The organism is Bradyrhizobium sp. GW821-FHT13H06, assembly GCF_058803975.1.
In genome coordinates this window covers 1,127,337-1,146,750 of the sequence record NZ_JBXAPN010000001.1, presented here as the reverse complement: position 1 = coordinate 1,146,750, position 19,414 = coordinate 1,127,337, and the positions used below count along the sequence as shown (strand labels likewise).

Genomic DNA, 19,414 nt, shown 5'->3' with positions numbered 1-19,414 from the left:
CGCGACAGCGGAGGAAACGACAATGGCCACGATCGCATTCATCGGTCTCGGCAACATGGGCGGCCCGATGGCCGCTAATCTGGTCAAGGCAGGCCACAAGGTGGTGGCGTTCGACCTCGTCGAGGCCTCCCGCAATCAGGCCAAGGCCGACGGCGCCGGCATTGCCGACAGCGCCGCGGGCGCGGTGAAGGGTGCCGATGTCGTCGTGACCATGCTCCCCGCAGGCAAGCACGTGCTCGGCGTCTGGAACGAGGTCGTTCCAGCCATGACCAAGGGCGCGCTGATCATCGATAGCTCCACCATCGACGTCGAAAGCGCGCGGCAGGCGCATGCGCTGGCCGCCAAGCACGGCGTACTCTCGGTCGACGCGCCGGTCTCCGGCGGAACCGGCGGCGCCAAGGGCGCGACGCTCACCTTCATGTGCGGCGGCGAGGAGAAGGCGTTCGCAGCTGCCAAGCCGGTCCTTGAAAACATGGGCAAGAAGATCGTGCATTGCGGCGGCGCCGGCGCAGGGCAGGCCGCAAAGATCTGCAACAACATGATCCTCGGCATTTCCATGATCGCGGTGAGCGAGGCCTTCGCGCTCGGTGAAAAGCTCGGACTCTCGCACCAGGCGCTGTTCGACGTCGCCTCGACCTCGTCCGGCCAATGCTGGTCGCTGACGACCTATTGCCCGGTGCCGGGACCGGTGCCGACCTCGCCGGCGAACAACGACTACAAGCCGGGCTTTGCTTCTGCGCTGATGGTGAAGGATCTGACGCTGGCGCAGGACGCGGCGACGGCCGCAGGCGCGGCGACGCCACTCGGCAAGCATGCGCAGGAAATCTATCAGGCTTTCGACGCGGCCGGCCAGGGTGGGGTGGATTTTTCCGGAATTATCAAGCACGTTAGGAGTCTAGCCGGGAAAGCTTGATGACGACATTCCAGGAAGCGCGCGCTTTTCTCCTAGAGCACCGCACGGATTACGAGGCCGCGGTCAAGGGATTCCGCTGGCCCGAGCCGGTTCCCTTCAACTGGGCGCTCGACTGGTTCGACGCCGAGCTGGCGGCGAATGCGGACAGCAAGGACCATCCCGCGCTCTGGATTGTCGATGCCGCGCAGGACAAGCAGACAAAACTGTCATTCGCGGCGCTCTCGAAGCGCTCGAACCAGGTCGCCAACTTCCTCCGCGCGCAGGGCCTTGAGCGCGGCGACCACCTTTTGCTGCTGCTCGGCAACGTGGTGCCGTTGTGGGAGACGATGCTGGCGGCGATGAAGCTCGGCGTCGTCGTGATTCCCGCGACGACACTGCTCACCGCCGACGAACTTCGCGACCGGCTCGATCGCGGCAAGGCGAAGGCGGTGGTGGCCGCCGAGGATCAGGTCGCAAAGTTCGCGAGCCTGGGCACCGAGAATGTCGTTCGCATCGTGGTCGGCGCGGCTGCCAACGGTTGGCTTGCCTATGACGAGGCGGCCAAGATGCCGGAGGGCTTCACGCCGGATGGCCCGACCGACGCCGACGACCCGATGCTGCTCTATTTCACCTCGGGCACGACGGCGAAACCAAAGCTGGTGCGGCACAGCCAGCGCAGCTATCCGGTCGGCCATCTCTCGACCATGTACTGGATCGGGCTGAAGCCCGGTGACATCCATCTCAACATCTCCTCGCCCGGCTGGGCCAAGCACGCCTGGAGCTGTTTCTTCGCGCCGTGGAACGCGGGCGCGACCGTATTCGTGGTCAACCAGCCGCGCTTCGATGCCAAGGCGCTGCTCGCCACCATCGGCCGCTGCGGCGTCACCACGCTGTGTGCGCCGCCGACGGTATGGCGTCTGTTCATCCAGGAGAATCTTGCATCGTTCAAGGTGGCCTTGCGCGAGGTCTGCGGCGCCGGCGAACCGCTGAACCCCGAGGTGATCGATCAGGTGCGGGCGGCCTGGGGACTTACCATCCGCGACGGATACGGCCAGACCGAAACCACGGCGCTCGCCGGCAACTCGCCGGGCCAGAAGATCAAGGTCGGCTCGATGGGCCGGCCGCTGCCGGGTTATCGCGTCCAGATCAGCGACGCCGATGGGAACCCGGCCAAGGAAGGCGAGGTCACGCTGGTGCTCGGGACTGAGCGCCCGGCCGGCCTGATGCAGGGCTATCAAAGCGACGACGGCAAACTGTCCGGCGCCGAGGGCGAGCTCTATCGCAGCGGCGATGTCGTGTTCGAAGACGACGAGGGCTATCTCACCTTCGTCGGCCGCTCCGATGACGTGTTCAAGTCGTCGGATTACCGCATCAGTCCGTTCGAGCTCGAGAGCGTGCTGCTGGAGCATGAGCTGGTCGCGGAAGCCGCGGTGGTGCCGAGCCCGGATCCGATCCGGCTCGCCATTCCCAAGGCCTTCGTGCTGCTGACGTCGGGCGCGGAGCGTTCACCCGAGACCGCGTTCTCCATCTTCAAACATCTGCACACGCGCCTCGCGCCATTCAAGCGCATTCGCCGTCTCGAAATCGTCACCGAACTGCCGAAGACGATCTCTGGAAAAATCCGTCGCGTCCAGCTACGACGGCTGGAACGCGACAATGATCGCGACGATCCGCTGCGCGGCCGGGAATTCCGCGAGGAGGAGTTTCCGGAGCTGGCAAAGACACGGAGCGAGACCTAAGTGAACGAAGTCTGGAAGAAGCCGCCGATTGCGCTTCAGGCCTATCAGGCCATGGTCGGCAAGGAGATCGGCGTGTCGTCGTGGCACCTGATCGACCAGCCCCGCATCGACACCTATGCCGACGTGATCGAGGATCACCAGTTCATCCACGTCGACCCTGAAAGAGCCAAGAAGGAAACCGCTTTCGGCAGCACCATCGCGCACGGTTTCCTGACGATGTCGCTGCTGTCGATCATGTCCTACGAGGTGATGCCCGTCATCGCAGGTACCACGATGGGGGTGAACTACGGCTTCGACCGACTGCGCTTCATCTCACCGGTCCGCTCGGGCAAGCGCGTCCGCGGCCGCTTCGTGCTGGCGGAGGCCAAGCTGCGCAAGCCCAACGAATTGCAGTCCCGCACCAACGTCACGGTCGAGATCGAAGGCGAGGACAAGCCGGCGCTGGTCGCGGATTGGCTCGGCCTGATCTATTTCGCCTGATACCGCGTGTCGCTGCCGGGCTTGACCCGGCAACCCATCGCTGCTCAAAAAGGCAACCCAGAGCGGGGTTCGCCCTCTCCCCTTGTGGGAGAGGGCGCCTCGCGGAACGCGAGGCGGGTGAGGGGTCTCTCTCCGCGAGCGCATCTGCCGAGAGAGACCCCTCATCCGGCGCTTCGCGCCACCTTCTCCCGCAAGGGGAGAAGGGAAGAACGATAGAGACCTTTACTCATGGCAATCAGGTTCGACGGACGCGTCGCCATCGTCACCGGCGCGGGCAATGGTCTTGGCAAGGCGCACGCGCTGGGATTGGCCAGCCGCGGCGCCAAGGTCGTCGTCAACGATTTCGGCGGCGCGCGCGACGGCACCGGCGGCTCGCTGTCGCCGGCCGAATCCGTGGTCGAGGAGATCCGCAAGGCCGGCGGCACCGCGATGGCCGACGGCGCGGACGTGTCCAATTTCGAGCAGGTCACCGCCATGGTCGAGCGCGCCACCAAGGAATGGGGCAGCGTCGACCTCCTATGCGCCAATGCCGGCATTTTGCGCGACAAGTCGTTCGGCAAGATGGAAGCCGCCGATTTCCAGAAGGTGCTCGACGTGCATCTCGTCGGCACCTTCTATTGCTGCAAGGCGGCCTGGGCCGGCATGCGCGACCGCAATTACGGCCGCATCGTGCTGACCACCTCGTCGTCCGGCCTCTACGGCAATTTCGGCCAGGCCAATTACGGTGCGGCCAAGTCCGGCATGGTCGGCCTGATGAACGTGCTCGCGGAAGAGGGCCGCAAGAACAACATCCGCGTCAACATCATCTCGCCCACGGCGGCGACCCGCATGACGGAAGAGCTGCTGCCGCCCCAGGCGCTGCAGCTGATGAAGCCGAACGCGATTACGCCCGCGGTCGAGTACATGCTCAGTGAGGATGCCCCGACCCGCACCATCATGGGTGCCGGCGCCGGCTCCTTCGCCGTGATCAAGATCCTAGAGAGCGAAGGCATCAACCTGCCGGAGTCCGAATGGACGCCCGATGCGGTCGCCGCGCATTTCGCAGAGATCAGCGACATGTCGAAGGCGAAAGCGCTGCAAGGCGCCTTCGAGCAGACGCAGAAGTACGTGGCGCAGGCCGCGGCGCGGGCGGGGATCAAGCTCTGACGGCCGCCGCCGTCATCGGCGCCGGCCCCGCCGGGCTGATGGCGGCGGAGGTGCTGGCGCAGGGCGGCGCCCGCGTCACCGTCTACGACGCGATGCCGTCCGCAGGCCGCAAATTCCTGATGGCCGGCCGCGGCGGGCTCAATCTCACCCACAGCGAGCCGCTGTCGCAGTTCATGACGCGCTATCGCGAGGCGGCACCGAATCTGCAAGCGGCGATCGCGGCGTTCCCGCCGGACGCGCTGCGCGCCTGGAGCGAGGCGCTGGGCGAGACGACCTTCGTCGGCACCAGCGGGCGGGTGTTTCCGAAAGCGTTCAAGGCCTCGCCCTTGCTGCGCGCATGGCTGCGGCGGCTCGATGCCAGCGGCGTGCGGTTTGCCTTCCGGCATCGCTGGACCGGCTGGGATGGCGAGGGGCGGCTGCTGTTTCGAACGCCCGATGGCGAGGCGGCGGTCGTTGCCCACGCCACGGTCCTCGCGCTCGGCGGCGCGAGCTGGCCGCGGCTCGGCTCGGATGGCGGTTGGGTCGGGCTCCTCGCTGCCAGGGGCGTTGCCATTTCCAGACTGCGGCCGGCCAATTCCGGCTTCACGGTCGCCTGGTCAAACGTGTTCCGCGATCGCTTCGAGGGCCAGCCGCTCAAGGGCGTTGCGCTGACGGTCGGTGCACATACGGTGCGCGGCGAGGCCATGATCACCCGCAGCGGTATCGAAGGCGGCTCGGTCTACGCGCTGTCGGCGGAGTTGCGGGAGGCGGTGCTGGGTCTTGGTCAGGCGACGTTGATGATCGCATTGCGGCCCGACCTCGATGCCGCCGCGCTGACGACGCGGCTATCGGGCACGCGCGGCAAGCAATCGCTGGCGAATTTTTTGCGCAAGGCCGCGCAATTGTCGCCCGTCGGAATCGGCCTGATGCAGGAGGCCGCCATTGCGTCCGGCCGAACGCTGGCCTCGTTCGCGCCGGCGGAGCTTGCGCAGCTGATCAATGCCATTCCGGTTCAGCTCACAGGCGTCGCCCCGATCGAGCGCGCGATCTCGACCGCGGGCGGGATCACCTTCGACGAGCTGGACGACCGCTTCATGCTGCGCAAGTTGCCGGGCGTGTTCGCCGCCGGCGAGATGCTGGACTGGGAAGCGCCGACCGGCGGCTACCTGCTGCAGGCCTCGTTCGCGACGGGGCTTGCTGCGGGCAGGGGCGTGCTGGAATGGCTGAAGCGTTCGTAGAACGCCGCCGCCCTTCGAGGGCCGCTGAAGAAGCGGCCACCTCAGGGTGACGGCTACGAAAGAGAGTCAGCTTGCGCTGGCTTAGTCTAGAGAGAGCGTCATCCCCGCGCAACGGCGAAGCCGTTGTCGCTGGAGGTGCGAGTGGCGCGATGCAAAGCAGCGCGCCGGGAGCCTCGAAGGATGCGCGGGCGTTCCGATGCCAGCGACGCAGGCCCTACCGCAGCTTCCCCCGCGCCGCGACTGGCAGCGTGCCGATGATCTCCTCGCCGCGCACCATCACCACTTCGTCCATCATGTTGACGACGACGCAGACATGGTTCGGCACGATGCGGACGACGTCGCCGACCTTCGGCCGCGTGTTGCTGCGGGAGAGGTCGAGGAAGCCGTGCTCCTCGGCGAATTTCGCGATCTTGGCCTCGGGATGCTCCAGGATCAGGCCGTGGCCGTCGAGGCCGCCGGTATCTGACGTCAGCGTCTTCGAGCCGGCATCGAGGATGCCGCGCTCGGGCGCGGCGCGACTCACGACCGTCGAATAGATGTGGAGCGCGCAATCGTCCCAGGTCGCCGAGCCTGCGGCAACCTGCATGCGGTCATTATAGATATAGGTGCCGAAGCGATGCTCGGTGCCGCCCTTGAGCTTGCCGAGATTGACGAGATTCGGCGTGCCGCCGGTCGAAACGATCTTGGCATCGAGCCCGTGCGCCCGCACGCCGGCCAGCGCCTCGTCATAGAATTTCTGCGCGTCCGCCCAGCCGGTCTCGGTCGGGTACAGCATGAAGCCGGCGAACTCGAGTCCCTTGGAGGCTGCGATCTCACGCGCCAGCGCAATCGCCTCGGCCGGCGTCTCGACACCCGCACGCTTGCGGCCGGTGTCGCATTCGACGACGACCGAAAGCGGACGGCCGGATGATGCGGCTGCCTTGGGCAACCCGGCGACGACGGTCGAATTATCGGCGGCCACCGTCATGTTCGCCTTCGCCTGCAGCGCGCCGAGGCGCGCCATCTTTTCTTCGCCGAGCAGGTTGTAGCTGATCAGGATGTCGTCGATGCCGGCATTGGCCATGATCTCGGCTTCGCCCAGCTTCTGGCAGGTGATGCCCTTGGCACCGGCCGCGACCTGCATCCTGGCGATGGTCGGGTTCTTGTGCGTCTTGATGTGCGGGCGGTTGGCGACGCCGGCGTCGTCGCAGGCCTTCTGGATCCGCGCGATGTTGCGCTCGACCCGGTCCATGTCGATGACGGCGCAGGGCGTGCCGTATTCGCGGGCGATCTTGGCGGCGAGGGATGTGGTCATGGGATGTCTCTATGTTCGGTCCTGTAGGATGGGTTTCGCTGCGCTCTACCCATCCTACGGTTCAAGCCTGTTCTATCTCTTCGCGGAGCATTTCGAGTTCGAGCCAGCGCTCTTCGGCAGCGGACAATTCTTCATGCGCCTTGGCGATCGCGGCGGAGGTGTCGTCGAATTTCTTGCGATCCCTGGTATAGAGATTGGGATCGTCGAGGACGCGCTGCAATTTTGCAATGTCTGCCTGCAACGTCTCCATCTTCTTCGGCAGCGTTTCCAGCGCGTGCTTCTCGTTGAAGCTCAGCTTCCGTTTCGGCGCCGCCGCCGGGGCAGCGGAGCGCTCCTCTTTCTTCTCCGCCGGGGCCTGCGCCTTCGCCGTCTCGCGCTTCAGGTCGGCGCCGCGTTGCGCCAGCATGTCGCTGTAGCCGCCGGCATATTCGATCCACTTGCCGTTGCCTTCGGGCGCGATCACGGAGGTGACGACGCGGTCGAGAAAATCGCGGTCGTGGCTGATCAGGATCACCGTGCCCTCGTAGTCGCCGAGCATCTCCTCGAGCACGTCGAGCGTCTCGAGATCGAGATCGTTGGTCGGCTCGTCCAGCACCAGGAGGTTCGACGGCTTTGCCAGCGCGCGCGCCAGCATCAAGCGGCCGCGCTCGCCGCCGGAGAGCACTTCGAGCGGCGTGCCGCGCTGCTCCTGCGCGAACAGGAAGTCCTTCATGTAGCCGACGACATGCTTCGGCTTGCCGCCCACCATGATCTGGTCGCCGCGGCCACCGGTCAGCGCTTCCGCCAGCGTCGACTTGGGATCGAGGCTTTCGCGGTGCTGGTCGAGCGTCGCCATCTCCAGATTGGCACCTAACCGTACCGTGCCGGAATCCGGCTGCATGCCGCCGGTGAGCAGGTTGACCAGTGTGGTCTTGCCGGCCCCGTTCGGGCCGATAATGCCGAGCCGGTCGCCGCGCTGGATGCGGGTCGAAAAATTCTCGACGATCTTGCGCTCGCCATAGGCCTTGGTGATGCCCTTCGCCTCGATCACCAGCTTGCCGGATTGCTCGGCTTCAGCGGCCGCGAGATTGGCGCTGCCGGCGGTGCCGCGATAGTTGCGGCGCTGGTCGCGCAGCGCATGCAGATTGGCGAGCCGTTTGACGTTGCGCTTGCGCCGGCCGGAGACGCCGTGGCGCAGCCAGTGCTCCTCGTCGACGATCTTGCGGTCGAGCTTGTGCTGGTCGCGCTCTTCTTCCGCGAGCACCTCGTCGCGCCAGGTCTCGAACGAGGCAAAGCCGCGGTCGATCTGCTTGATCCTGCCGCGGTCGAGCCAGGCGGTGGAGCGCGACAGATTGGTGAGGAAGCGGCGGTCATGGCTGATGATCACCAGCGCGCCGCGGCGGCTGTCGAGCTCCTGTTCCAGCCATTCGATGGTGGAGAGATCGAGATGGTTGGTCGGCTCGTCCAGCAGCAATATGTCCGGCGAGGGTGCCAGCACGCAGGCGAGCGCCGCGCGACGGGCCTCGCCGCCGGAGAGATCGTGCGGGTTCTCCTCGCCGGTGAGGCCGAGCTGCTCCAGGAGGTAACGCGCCTGGTGCTGGTCGTCGCCGGGCGCAAGCCCCGCCTCGACATAGGCGAGCGTGGTCCTGTGGTCCCCGAAGTCAGGCTCCTGCGGCAGGTAGCGCACGGTCGCGCCCGGCTGCACGAAACGCGTGCCGGAATCTGGCTCGACCAGGCCGGCGGCGATCCTGAGCAGTGTCGACTTGCCGGAGCCGTTGCGGCCGATCAGGCAGACGCGTTCACCCGGCGCGACATTGAGCTCGACGCCGCTCAGGAGCGGCGTGCCGCCAAAGGTCAGCCTGATGTCCTTCAATTGGATCAGCGGGGGCGCCATGATCAGCCCCGACTGGTGGCGGCCGCATCAGCGCGGCGGCGCTGGATCCGGCGCAGCGTCTGGTCGAGCGCCGAGAGGAAGGCGGAGCGGTCGCGCGGCGCGAACGATCGCGGCCCGCCCGTGACTTCGCCGGCCGAGCGCAGATCCGTCATGAGATTGCGCACCGCCAGCGTCATCCCGATCGATTCTTCGGTGAACGGCTTGCCGTTCGGCGCGATCACGTCGGCGCCCGCCTTCACGCAGCGGCTCGCCAGCGGAATGTCCGACGTCACGACGACGTCGCCGGGCCTGGCGCGCTCCGCGATCCAGTCGTCCGCTGCGTCCATGCCGGCACCTGCGGCGATCCGCTCGATCAAGGGGTCCTGCGGCACGCGAATGAAATTGCCGGCAACGACGCTCACGGGCACGCCGTGTCGGAGCGCGACACGGTAGATCTCGTCCTTCACCGGACAGGCGTCGGCGTCGACATAGATGCGGGTGGGGGTGTCAGTCATTCGCCGCGTGGTACCCCATTCGAGCCCTAAAGGCGAGGGGATTGACCCCGGTTCCTCAGGCCCTACGATCGCTCCTGAACAACAAGAAAACAGGGAAGATGCCCCATGCCGAACCGGCTCGAAACCTACCGCGTCGAGGCCTACAACACCGCCAGGCAGTCCGAAAACAAGATGCATGACGACACGGTGGCACGCCGCTTCGGCTTTTCCGGCGGACTGGTCCCCGGCGTCGATGTGTTTGCCTACATGATGCACGTGCCGATCGCGCGCTGGGGGCGGGATTTTCTGTCGGGCGGGCTGGTCGAGGCCCGCTTCATCAAGCCGGTCTATGACGGCGAGACCGCCGACGTCGATGCCACCGAGCACAACGACCTGCTCACGATCGAGGTGTTCAGCCGCACCGAGCTTTGCGCCACGGGGACGGCTTCGCTGCCGGCGAAGGCGCCTGCCGTGTCATTGAGCGACTATGTCGAGGTCCCCGCGGTCGCCGAGCGAAAGCCGGTCAGCCCGGCGACGTTCGAGACGGGCAAATGGCTCGGCACGGCGCCGCGCCGCTGGGCCGGACAGGACGCAACGGATTATCTCGCCGACATCAGGGAGAAGGATCCGATCTTCGCGCGCGAGGGGCTCGGCCATCCCGGCCTGATCCAGCGTGTCATGAACCGCGTCCTCGTCGACAACACCATTCTGGGGCCCTGGATTCACGTCGGCAGCCGCATGCAGCTGCTGTCGGCCGCACGCGCCGGCGACGAGATCACCGCACGGGCGAAGGTCACCGCCAATTACGAGAAGAAAGGCCATCGCTTCGTCGAGCTCGACGCGCTGGTGGTCGCCAACGGCACGACGCCGCTGGCGCACTGCCAGCACATAGCGATCTACCAGCCGCGCGAGCAGGCAGCGGCGTAGGAGGGAAGCCGCACGCCGTCACCACATCGTCATGCCCGGGCTTGTCCCGGGCATCCACGTTCTTTGTGCGTCAAGGCGTGGATGGCCGGGTCAAGCCCGGCCATGACGGCGGAGAGAGCTCCTACGCCTTACGCCGCCCTGGCCTTCGCCTCCTGGATCGCGCGCCACACGCGCTCCGGGGTCAGCGGCATGTCGATGTGCTTGATGCCGTACTCGGAGAGAGCATCGATCACCGCGTTCACCACCGTCGACAGGCTGCCGGCGCAGCCGGCTTCGCCGCAGCCCTTGCTGCCGAGCGGATTGGTCGTGGCCGGCACCGGGTGGTCGCCGACCGCCATGTTCGGTACGTCCTCGGCGCGGGGCAGGGCGTAGTCCATCAGCGAGCCCGTGATCGGCTGGCCGCTCTCGTCGTAGCGGACGTGCTCCATCAGCGCCTGGCCGATGCCCTGGACGACGCCGCCATGGAGCTGGCCCGCGACCAGCATCGGGTTGATCACCGTGCCGAAATCGTTCACCGCGCTATAGCGCACGATCTGCACCACGCCGGTCTCCGGATCGATCTCGACCTCGGCGACGTGGCAGCCGTTCGGGAACGCCGAGGCGACCGGTTCGCTGGTGTGATCGACGTCGAGCGAGTCGGGCACCCCCTCCGGCACCTTGCCCTCGTGCAGCTTCTTGGCGAGCTCCATGATGTCGATGCTGCGATCGGTGCCGGCGATCGTAAAGCTGCCATCTGCGAATTCGATGTCGGCTTCGGACGCTTCCAGCATGTGCGCCGCCGCGCGCTTGCCCTTCTCGATGACGAGCTTTGCGGCTCCCACGATGGCCTGGCCGCTCGCGGTGATCGAGCGCGAGCCGCCGGTGCCGTTGCCGGTGTGGACGATGTCGCTGTCGCCCTGCACCAGCTTGATGCTGTCGAAGGGGACGCCCAGCTGCTGGCACAGCACCTGCGCGAACGGCGTCGCATGACCCTGCCCGTAGTCGAGCGTGCCGGTGATGAGCTGCACGGTGCCGTCGGGATCGAACACGATCTTGCCGAGCTCGGGGCTCGGCGGCGCGGTGACCTCGAGATAGGAGCCGATCGCGATGCCGCGCAGCTTGCCGGCCTTCTTGCTCTCCTTCTTGCGCTTGGCGAAATTCTCGTGGTCGGAAATCTCGAGCGCCTTGTTGAACACGGACTGGAAGTCGCCGCTGTCATAGGTGACGCCGGAGGAGGCCGGGAACGGAATCTGGTTCGGCTTGATGAAGTTGCGCCTGCGCAAGGCCAGCCGGTTGATGCCCATCTCGTCGGCGGCGCGGTCGATCAGCCGCTCCATGTAGTAGTTCGCCTCGGGCCGGCCGGCGCCGCGATAGGCGCCCATCAACGTGGTGTTGGTCAGCACCGTCTTGATGTCGACCGCCATCAGCGGCGTGCGATAGACGCTGGAGAAATTCTTGCCGGTGTTGAGCGAGAGCGGCCCCGGCGCGACGCCGGTGATGTAGGCGCCGAGATTGCCGTAGCCGGACAGCTTTGCCGCGAGGAAATGCCCCTCGGCGTCGAGCGCGAGCTCGGCATGGATCTTCTGCGCGCGGCCGTGGCTGTCGGAGAGGAAGCTGGTGGAGCGCTCGTCGAGCCACTTCACCGGACGTCCCAGCGCCTTGGCCGCATACAGGATGCACATGTATTCGGGATAGTTGATGTTCTTCATGCCGAAGGAACCGCCGACATTGGCGGTCAGGATGCGCACCTTGTCATTCGGCACGTTGAGGTTCTTGGCGAGATTGGCGCGGTTGCCGGCGACACCCTGCGTCGGCACCTGAAGCGTGTAGCGCTCGGTCTTCTTGTCGTAGGAGGCAAGGCCGACACGCGGCTCCATCGAGACCACGGCGACGCGGGTGTTCTCGATGTCGAGCTTTGTGACATGGGCGGCGCTGGCAAAGGCCGCGTTGACCTTGTCCATGTCGCCATAGTGGTAGTCGAGCGCGACGTTATCAGGGATGTGGTCGTAAAGCTGCGGCGCGCCGGGCTTGGCGGCTTCCTCGGGATCGGTCACCGCGGGCAGCGGCTCGATGTCGAGCTCGACCGCCTCGGCGGCGTCGCGCGCCTGCGCCAGCGTCTCCGCCACCACGAAGGCGACGGGATCGCCGACGAAGCGGACCTTGTCGGTCGCGAGCGGCTGGCGGTTGGTCTGGAGCAGGGGCGAGCCGTCACGGCTCTTCAGCGGCAGGCCGCAGGTGAAGGGGCCATAACCGGCGGCATCGAGATCCTTGCCGGTCCACACCCCCAGCACGCCCGGCATCGCCTTGGCAGCCTCGCTGTTGATGCCGCGGATGATGCCATGGGCATGGGTGGAGCGGACGATCACGGCATAGGCCTGGCCGGGCAGGTTGAAATCGTCGGTGTAGCGGCCCTTGCCGCGCACCAGCGTGTCGTCCTCCTTGCGGCGGACCGGTTGCCCGACGCCATATTTTTGCAGTGCAATAGCGTTCTCGAGCGTGGACGATTTGGTGTGTTCTTGCATGGAATTGACCTGAAAAGCCGGCATTTGCGCATTTTCGCGGCAGCGGGGGACCGGACTTTCCTCAGATAACCCACCACCCTGTTCACGACAACGCACGAATGGGCATGGTCCCATGTGATGCGTTGTTGCGCAGGCCTGCCGCGCTGCTAATGTTTCAGGCGAAAAATCAATTCCAGACCGGCCCGACCGGCCGCGGAAAGACAGTTTGTATGAATGACCACACGCGGCTCCGCGACGGCCATGTAAGCCAACATGGGCCGCACGGCGAGCTGGAGGGGTCGATGACGGCGGTGGCGTTGGCCGCCGATCCGGCCATTGGCGCGCAAGCGCCGGGAACCGGCGTCTATGCGGCGCTGGACCTCGGCACCAACAATTGCAGGCTGCTGATCGCCTGTCCGACCCACGACGGCTTTCGCGTGGTCGATTCCTTCTCACGCATCATCCGCCTCGGCGAGGGCGTCTCCGCGACCGGGTGCATCAGCGAGGCCGCGATCGAGCGCGCCATTGCGGCGCTCAGCATTTGCCGCGACAAGATCAATCTGAGGAAGGCGCGGCGGCTGCGGTTGATCGCGACCGAAGCCTGCCGAGCCGCCTCGAACGCGGAAGGTTTCCGCAGCCGCGTCGCGGCCGAGACCGGGATCGAGCTCGAGGTGATCGACCGCGAGACCGAGGCCTCGCTCGCCGTGCTCGGCTGCTCGCCGCTGGTCGACCCCAGAGGACGCGGCGCGATCCTGTTCGACATCGGCGGCGGTTCGACCGAGCTGGTGCGGATCGAGCGCGATCCCGCAAATCCGCAGCCGCGCATCAAGGCCTGGATGTCGATCCCGTACGGTGTGGTCACGCTCGCCGAGCAGTTCGGCGGCCGCGACGTGACGCCCGGGGTCTATGCCGCGATGGAGCGCGAGGTCGCAAACCATGTCGCCCCGTTCGCGGAGGAGCACGGCCGCGATCTCACCGACATGCACCTGCTCGGCACGTCCGGCACGGTGACGACGCTCGCCGGCATCCATCTCAACCTGCCGCGCTACGACCGCCGCCGTATCGACAGCATCTGGATGAATGATGGGGACCTCACCGCGACCATCGGCAGGCTGCTCGGCATGAGCTACGAGGAGCGCGCGAACAACAGCTGCATCAGCGTCGAGCGCGCCGATCTCGTGCTGGCCGGCTGCGCCATCCTCGATGCCATCCGCCGCGCCTTTCCGCTGCCGCGCCTGCGCGTCGCCGACCGGGGCCTGCGCGAGGGCATGCTGGTCGAGATGATGCGCGAGGACGGCGCGCTCAGGAGCTGGTGAGATGGCGAAAGACACCACCGGCCGCTTGCACGTCCAGGTCAAGACCGGCGGCAAGCGCAAATTGTCGTCCAAGCTCTGGCTGGAGCGGCAGCTCAACGATCCCTATGTCGCGAAAGCCAAGGCGGCAGGTTATCGCTCGCGCGCGGCGTTCAAGCTCTTGGAGATCGATGACAAGTATCGGCTGTTGAAGCCCGGCATGGCCGTGGTCGACCTCGGCGCCGCGCCCGGCGGCTGGAGCCAGATCGCCGCCAAGCGCGTCGGCTCCGCGGAAGGCAAGGGCAGGGTCGTCGCGATCGACCTGCTGGAGATGCCCGAGATCCCCGGCGTCGATTTCGCGCAGCTCGACTTCATGGACAATGACGCGCCGGAAAAGCTCACCGCGATGCTCGGCGGCAAGGCGGACGTCGTGATGTCCGACATGGCCGCCAACACCACCGGACACCGCAAGACCGACCAGCTCCGCATCGTCGGCCTGGTCGAGACGGCCGCTGCGTTTGCCTGTGACGTGCTCAAGCCCGGCGGCACGTTCCTCGCAAAGACGTTCCAGAGCGGCGCCGATGCCGAGCTTCTGGCCCAGCTCAAGCGCGACTTTGCGACGGTGCGCCACGTGAAGCCGGCCGCGAGCCGGCAGGATTCCTCGGAGCGCTACGTGCTGGCGACGGGATTTCGCGGCGGGACACAGCAGTAGCCACATCATCCGTCATTGCGAGGAGCGTAGCGACGAAGCAATCCAGGCTGTTGCCGCGGAGGCATTCTGGATTGCTTCGCTGCGCTCGCAATGACGAGCGAGAAACTACCCCAGCCGCTGGTCCCGAACGTCCTGCGTGTCCTCGGACGCCGCCTTGACGGCAGCCTTCGCCGCGCCTTTGCCGGCGCCCTTGCGGCTCGCGATCTCCGCCGCCTTGCGACCGGAGATCTCGTTGCCGGCGTCGGCGGGCATCTGCCAGAAGAACCAGCTCGATGCCGCCGAGGTCAGCGCCACCACGATGAAGGCCGGCGCGAACACGGTGGCGTCGATCTCGCTGACATGGTTGAACCACATCGTCGTCTCGACGCAGGCCGCGCCGACGGCGACGCCGGCCGAGACCGCGAGCTGCTGGTTGACGCTGACGAGGGTGGTGGCACGGCTCATCTGCGCGGTCTCGACCTCGGCATAGGCGACCGTGTTGATCGCGGTGAACTCCAGCGAGCGGAAGAAGCCGCCGACCACCAGGATGACCATGATGATCAGCAGCGGCGTCGACACCGTGAACAGCGCGCAGACGCCGAGGAAGAACGCGCTGACGATCGCGTTCACCGTCATCAGATTGCGGAAGCCGAAGGTGCGGATGATGCGGGCGGCCAGCGTCTTCATGCCCATCGCGCCGAGCGAGGAGGCGAAGGTGACGAGGCCGGAATGGAACGGCGTCAGCCCGAAGCCGATCTGCATCAAGAGCGGCAGCAGGAACGGCAGCGCGCCGATGCCGAGGCGAAACAGGAAGCCGCCGAACACGGCCGCGCGCAGCGTCGGCAGCTTCAGAAGCGAGAAATCCAGCACCGGCGATCCCGTGCGCCGGGCATGGATGACGTAGAGCGTCATCGAGATCGCACCGCCCGCGATCAGCGCGGCAACGGTGCTCCACGGCAGCAGATTGAGGCCGGCAACCGACAGGCCGAAGGCGATGCCTGCGAGCCCGATGCCCGCGAGCACCATGCCGTAGAGATCGAACGGCTCGCGTTCCTCGCTCTTGATCGGATCGATGAAGCGCAGGGCCATGAAGATGCCGAGCAGCCCGATCGGGATGTTGATCAGGAATATCCAGTGCCAGGACGCGTAGGTGGTGATGAAGCCGCCGAGCGGCGGGCCGATCACGGGGCCTATGAGGGCAGGAACCGTCACCCAGGCCATGGCATTGACCAGCGCACTCTTGTCGACCGAGCGCAGCAGGACGAGGCGTCCGACCGGCGTCATCATCGCGCCGCCCATGCCTTGCAGGATGCGCGCGAAGACGAAGTCGGTGACCGAGGTCGAGAGCGCGCAGCCGACCGAGCCGACCATGAACACCCCGACCGCGATGGCGAACACCATGCGCGCGCCGAACCGGTCGGCGGTCCAGCCGCTCGCCGGAATGAACACCGCCAGCGACAGCAGATAGGAGGTGATCGCAAGCTTCAGCGTCAGCGGGCTGGTGCCGATGTCGGCCGCGATCGCCGGCAGCGAGGTGGCGATCACCGTCGAGTCCATGTTCTCCATGAAGAGAGCAGTGGCCACGATCAGCGGAATGACGCGTTGCTTGTCGACCATGACGGATTGGTAATGAAATCGGGAGACAGGACGGAGTTGCGGCTTATCATCGCCACCCGGCGGAGACCATTGCGGATCGACGCATGGCACCTAAATCCCGCGTAACAACGGTGTGACCCTCCGTCTCCGTCCTTCCGGGGCGCGCGGCCTGGCGCGAGCTGTGGTGCGCAATGGCGTACCCGAGAATCCATTGGGCCGGGGGACCGCTGTGGGATGGATTTCCGGGTTCGCGACTTCGTCGCGCCCCGGATTGGCAGCGGGTGGGCCGCGCGCACGGGCTATTCCGCCGAATTTACGTAAAAAGCCTGTGCATGGCTGGCCGGCGGCCCGAATTGCTTTGATTCGTCACGCGGCCGTGCTATCGACCCGCGTCAACCCCACCGATGGGCTCCGATTCTCCGGCGATGCCGCAAGGTACGCCGAGGGCGGCGCTCATCCATAAGCATTTGCGGCAGGGCCGCAGGAAGGAGTTGGCAGATGGCCACGGTGCAACTTCAAGGCATCCGCGAAGCCCTTACGTTCGACGACGTGCTGTTGAAGCCGGGCCTGTCCGACGTCATGCCGGGCGAGGTCGACATCCGTTCCCGCGTCACCCGCGCCATTCCGCTCAATATTCCGATCATGGCCTCCGCCATGGACACGGTCACCGAGGCCCGCATGGCGATCGCCATGGCGCAGGCCGGCGGCCTCGGCGTCATCCACCGCAATTTCGATCCCGAAGGGCAGGCCGCCCAGGTGCGGCAGGTCAAGCGCTACGAGTCCGGCATGGTGGTAAACCCGCTCACCATCAGCCCCGAGGCCACGCTCGACGATGCGCTGAAGCTGATGAGCGATCACGGCATCTCCGGCATTCCCGTCGTCACCGGCGCGGGCAAGTCCACGCCCGGCAAGCTGGTCGGCATTCTCACCAACCGTGACGTGCGGTTTGCGACCAATCGCCAGCAAAAAATCTCCGAGCTGATGACGCACGAAAACCTCGTCACGGTCCGTGAGAATGTCAGCCAGGACGAGGCGCGGCGGATGCTGCACCAGCACCGTATCGAGAAGCTGCTCGTCGTCGACGAGCAATATCGCTGCGTCGGTCTCATCACCGTGAAGGACATGGAGAAGGCGGTCGCCCATCCGCTCGCCTGCAAGGACGCGCAAGGGCGCCTGCGCGTCGCCGCGGCCACCACCGTCGGCGATACCGGCTTCGAGCGTACCGAGCGCCTGATCGATGCCGGCGTCGACCTCGTCGTCGTCGACACCGCGCATGGCCATTCCCGTCACGTGCTGCACGCGGTGAACCGCATCAAGCGTCTGTCCAACTCGGTGCAGGTGGTCGCCGGCAACGTCGCCACCACCGAAGGCGCGCAGGCGCTGATCGACGCGGGCGCGGATTGTATCAAGGTCGGCATCGGCCCGGGCTCGATCTGCACCACCCGCATCGTCGCCGGCGTCGGCGTTCCCCAGCTCACCGCGATCATGGATGCGGTTGAAGCGGCGAAGAAGTCCGACATCCCGGTCATCGCCGACGGCGGCATCAAATACTCCGGCGACCTTGCGAAAGCGCTTGCCGCCGGTGCCGACATCGCGATGGTAGGCTCGCTGCTCGCCGGCACCGACGAGACGCCCGGCGAAGTGTTCTTGTGGCAGGGCCGCTCCTACAAGGCCTATCGCGGCATGGGCTCGGTCGGCGCGATGGCGCGCGGATCGGCCGACCGCTATTTCCAGCAGGATATCAAGGACACGCTCAAGCTCGTGCCTGAAGGCATCGAGGGCCAGGTGCCCTACAAGGGTGCGGTCGGCCACGTCATGCACCAGCTCGCCGGCGGCCTGCGCGCCGCGATGGGCTATGTCGGCGCACGCGACATGAAGGAGCTGCACGAGAAGGCCCAGTTCGTCCGCATCACCGGCGCCGGCCTGCGCGAAAGCCACGTCCACGACGTGACGATCACGCGCGAGAGCCCGAATTATCCGGGCGGGGGTTAGCCGCCGGCCTCGTGCCCCGGACGCAGCGCAGCACCTCTTCGGTGGTGCGCTGCAGAGCCGGGGCCCATGCCTCCGCGTCCTGCCGTGTTGCGCTCTGGGTCCCGGCTCTGCGCAGCAACGTTTCACGTTGCAGCGCGTCCGGGACACGAGTGCTGTGTACGTCTCCGCATAACCGGTCCACCGCTTTTGTATTGACGCGCTTCTCTCCCTCCGCTTCGCTCGCGCCGACGAAACTCCGGAGGAAGTCATGTCCCAAGGCAAACGCATCGTTCTCGCCGCACGCCCCGCCGGCGAACCCAAGCCGTCCGATTTTCGCCTGGAGGAATTTGCAGTTCCGACACCCGGACAGGGTGAAGTCCTGCTGCGCACGATCTGGCTGTCGCTCGATCCCTACATGCGCGGGCGCATGAGCGAGGGACCGTCCTACGCTGCACCGGTGCCGATCGGCGGGGTGATGGAAGGCGAGGCGGTCAGCGAGGTCGCGGCCTCCAACAATCCCGATTTCGCGGTCGGCGACATCGTGCGCATCCGCTCCGGCTGGCAGACGCATGCGATCTCGAACGGCAAGGGCCTGAACAAGGTCGATCCCAAGCTCGGGCCGATCTCGACCTCGATCGGCGTGCTCGGCATGCCGGGGATGACGGCCTACACGGGCCTGCTCGACATCGGCAAGCCGCAACCCGGCGAGACCGTCGTCGTTGCCGGCGCTTCCGGCGCGGTCGGCTCGGCCGTCGGCCAGATCGCCAGGATCAAGGGCGCACGCGCGGTCGGCATCGCCGGCGGCAAGGACAAGTGCGACTACGTGGTCAAGGAGCTCGGCTTCGATGCCTGTATCGATCACCGCGATCCCGATCTCGCCGCCAGGCTCAAGGAGGCCTGCCCCAAGGGGATCGACGTCTATTTCGAGAATGTCGGCGGCGCCGTGTTCGAGGCTGTGTTCCCGCTGCTCAATCCGTTCGCGCGCGTGCCGGTCTGCGGCCTGATCGCCCATTACAACGACACCGAGGCCAAGCCGCCGAAATGGGCCGGCGCGATGATGCGCAACATCCTCACCAAGCGGCTGACCTTCCGCGGCTTCATCGTTTCCGACTTCGCCGCACGCCATGGCGACTTCCTGCGGGACATGTCCGCCTGGGTTCGCGACGGCAAGGTCAAGTACAAGGAATTCGTCACCGAGGGCCTGGAGAGCGCGCCCGGCGCCTTCATGGGGCTCCTGAAGGGCGCCAATTTCGGCAAGCAGCTGGTGCGGGTCGGGCCGGACAAGGCCTGAGCCGCCGCTTCCGGGCCCCGCAGGGGGGCGGGAATGGTTAAGAAAGAGTTAC

Annotated in this window: 14 protein-coding genes and 1 pseudogene; 10 read left to right on the top strand and 5 right to left on the bottom strand. The window is 66.4% G+C overall.

Translation table 11 applies throughout. The features are described from left to right. Window positions 1-10: 10 nt before the first annotated feature. The 5 genes and pseudogenes from mmsB to AC1RQP_RS05530 form a co-directional block, all read left to right on the top strand. Window positions 11-913: pseudogene (gene mmsB / locus AC1RQP_RS05550) on the top strand (3-hydroxyisobutyrate dehydrogenase); the annotation flags it as partial. Continuing rightward, on the top strand, window positions 913-2,631 hold the full coding sequence (locus AC1RQP_RS05545) for an AMP-binding protein (RefSeq protein WP_492936181.1): 1,719 nt from the start codon (window positions 913-915) through the stop codon (window positions 2,629-2,631). The pseudogene mmsB and the gene AC1RQP_RS05545, both read left to right, overlap by 1 nt. Continuing rightward, window positions 2,632-3,111 carry a MaoC family dehydratase gene (locus AC1RQP_RS05540; protein WP_492936180.1) on the top strand — a complete coding sequence of 160 codons (480 nt, stop codon included), beginning with the start codon at window positions 2,632-2,634 and terminating at the stop codon, window positions 3,109-3,111. It begins immediately after the preceding gene. 228 nt (window positions 3,112-3,339) lie between these two features. Next, window positions 3,340-4,257: an SDR family NAD(P)-dependent oxidoreductase gene (locus AC1RQP_RS05535; RefSeq protein WP_492936179.1), complete on the top strand. Its 918-nt coding sequence runs from the start codon at window positions 3,340-3,342 to the stop codon at window positions 4,255-4,257. Continuing rightward, window positions 4,254-5,474 carry a BaiN/RdsA family NAD(P)/FAD-dependent oxidoreductase gene (locus tag AC1RQP_RS05530; protein WP_492936387.1) on the top strand — a complete coding sequence of 407 codons (1,221 nt, stop codon included), beginning with the start codon at window positions 4,254-4,256 and terminating at the stop codon, window positions 5,472-5,474. Before AC1RQP_RS05535 ends, AC1RQP_RS05530 begins: the two co-directional genes overlap by 4 nt. Window positions 5,475-5,688: 214 nt before the next feature. On the opposite strand, the gene AC1RQP_RS05525 is transcribed toward AC1RQP_RS05530, so the two are convergent. The 3 genes from AC1RQP_RS05525 to AC1RQP_RS05515 all read right to left on the bottom strand — a co-directional run bounded on the left by AC1RQP_RS05525 (window position 5,689) and on the right by AC1RQP_RS05515 (window position 9,135). Next, on the bottom strand, window positions 5,689-6,768 hold the full coding sequence (locus AC1RQP_RS05525; RefSeq protein ID WP_492936178.1) for a D-TA family PLP-dependent enzyme: 1,080 nt from the start codon (window positions 6,766-6,768) through the stop codon (window positions 5,689-5,691). A 61-nt stretch (window positions 6,769-6,829) separates the two neighbouring features. Beyond that, window positions 6,830-8,641, bottom strand: coding sequence for an ABC-F family ATP-binding cassette domain-containing protein (locus AC1RQP_RS05520; RefSeq protein ID WP_492936177.1), 1,812 nt, complete (start codon window positions 8,639-8,641; stop codon window positions 6,830-6,832). A gap of 2 nt (window positions 8,642-8,643) precedes the next feature. Continuing rightward, a complete protein-coding gene (locus AC1RQP_RS05515; protein ID WP_239623156.1) occupies window positions 8,644-9,135 on the bottom strand; it encodes a YaiI/YqxD family protein in 492 nt (163 codons plus the stop codon). A gap of 105 nt (window positions 9,136-9,240) precedes the next feature. Here AC1RQP_RS05515 and AC1RQP_RS05510 point away from each other — a divergent pair, with 105 nt between their 5' ends. Beyond that, complete coding sequence (locus AC1RQP_RS05510) at window positions 9,241-10,041, top strand: hypothetical protein (protein ID WP_492936176.1); 801 nt, start codon at window positions 9,241-9,243, stop codon at window positions 10,039-10,041. A gap of 128 nt (window positions 10,042-10,169) precedes the next feature. Here AC1RQP_RS05510 and AC1RQP_RS05505 read toward each other — a convergent pair whose 3' ends face one another. Beyond that, complete coding sequence (locus tag AC1RQP_RS05505; protein ID WP_492936175.1) at window positions 10,170-12,542, bottom strand: xanthine dehydrogenase family protein molybdopterin-binding subunit; 2,373 nt, start codon at window positions 12,540-12,542, stop codon at window positions 10,170-10,172. 209 nt (window positions 12,543-12,751) lie between these two features. Here AC1RQP_RS05505 and AC1RQP_RS05500 point away from each other — a divergent pair, with 209 nt between their 5' ends. Further along, the gene (locus tag AC1RQP_RS05500; protein ID WP_492936174.1) at window positions 12,752-13,837 is read left to right on the top strand and encodes a Ppx/GppA phosphatase family protein; all 1,086 of its coding nucleotides are present in this window, start codon (window positions 12,752-12,754) and stop codon (window positions 13,835-13,837) included. A 1-nt stretch (window position 13,838) separates the two neighbouring features. Beyond that, window positions 13,839-14,525: an RlmE family RNA methyltransferase gene (locus AC1RQP_RS05495; RefSeq protein WP_492936173.1), complete on the top strand. Its 687-nt coding sequence runs from the start codon at window positions 13,839-13,841 to the stop codon at window positions 14,523-14,525. A gap of 105 nt (window positions 14,526-14,630) precedes the next feature. On the opposite strand, the gene AC1RQP_RS05490 is transcribed toward AC1RQP_RS05495, so the two are convergent. Then, window positions 14,631-16,121, bottom strand: a complete 1,491-nt coding sequence (locus AC1RQP_RS05490) for a DHA2 family efflux MFS transporter permease subunit (protein WP_492936172.1) — start codon at window positions 16,119-16,121, stop codon at window positions 14,631-14,633. A gap of 477 nt (window positions 16,122-16,598) precedes the next feature. Between AC1RQP_RS05490 and guaB the strand changes: the two genes are divergently transcribed. Beyond that, window positions 16,599-18,092: an IMP dehydrogenase gene (guaB, locus tag AC1RQP_RS05485; RefSeq protein ID WP_028178447.1), complete on the top strand. Its 1,494-nt coding sequence runs from the start codon at window positions 16,599-16,601 to the stop codon at window positions 18,090-18,092. A 247-nt stretch (window positions 18,093-18,339) separates the two neighbouring features. Then, window positions 18,340-19,362, top strand: coding sequence for an NADPH-dependent curcumin/dihydrocurcumin reductase (gene curA, locus AC1RQP_RS05480; protein WP_492936171.1), 1,023 nt, complete (start codon window positions 18,340-18,342; stop codon window positions 19,360-19,362). The last annotated feature ends 52 nt before the right edge of the window (window positions 19,363-19,414 follow it).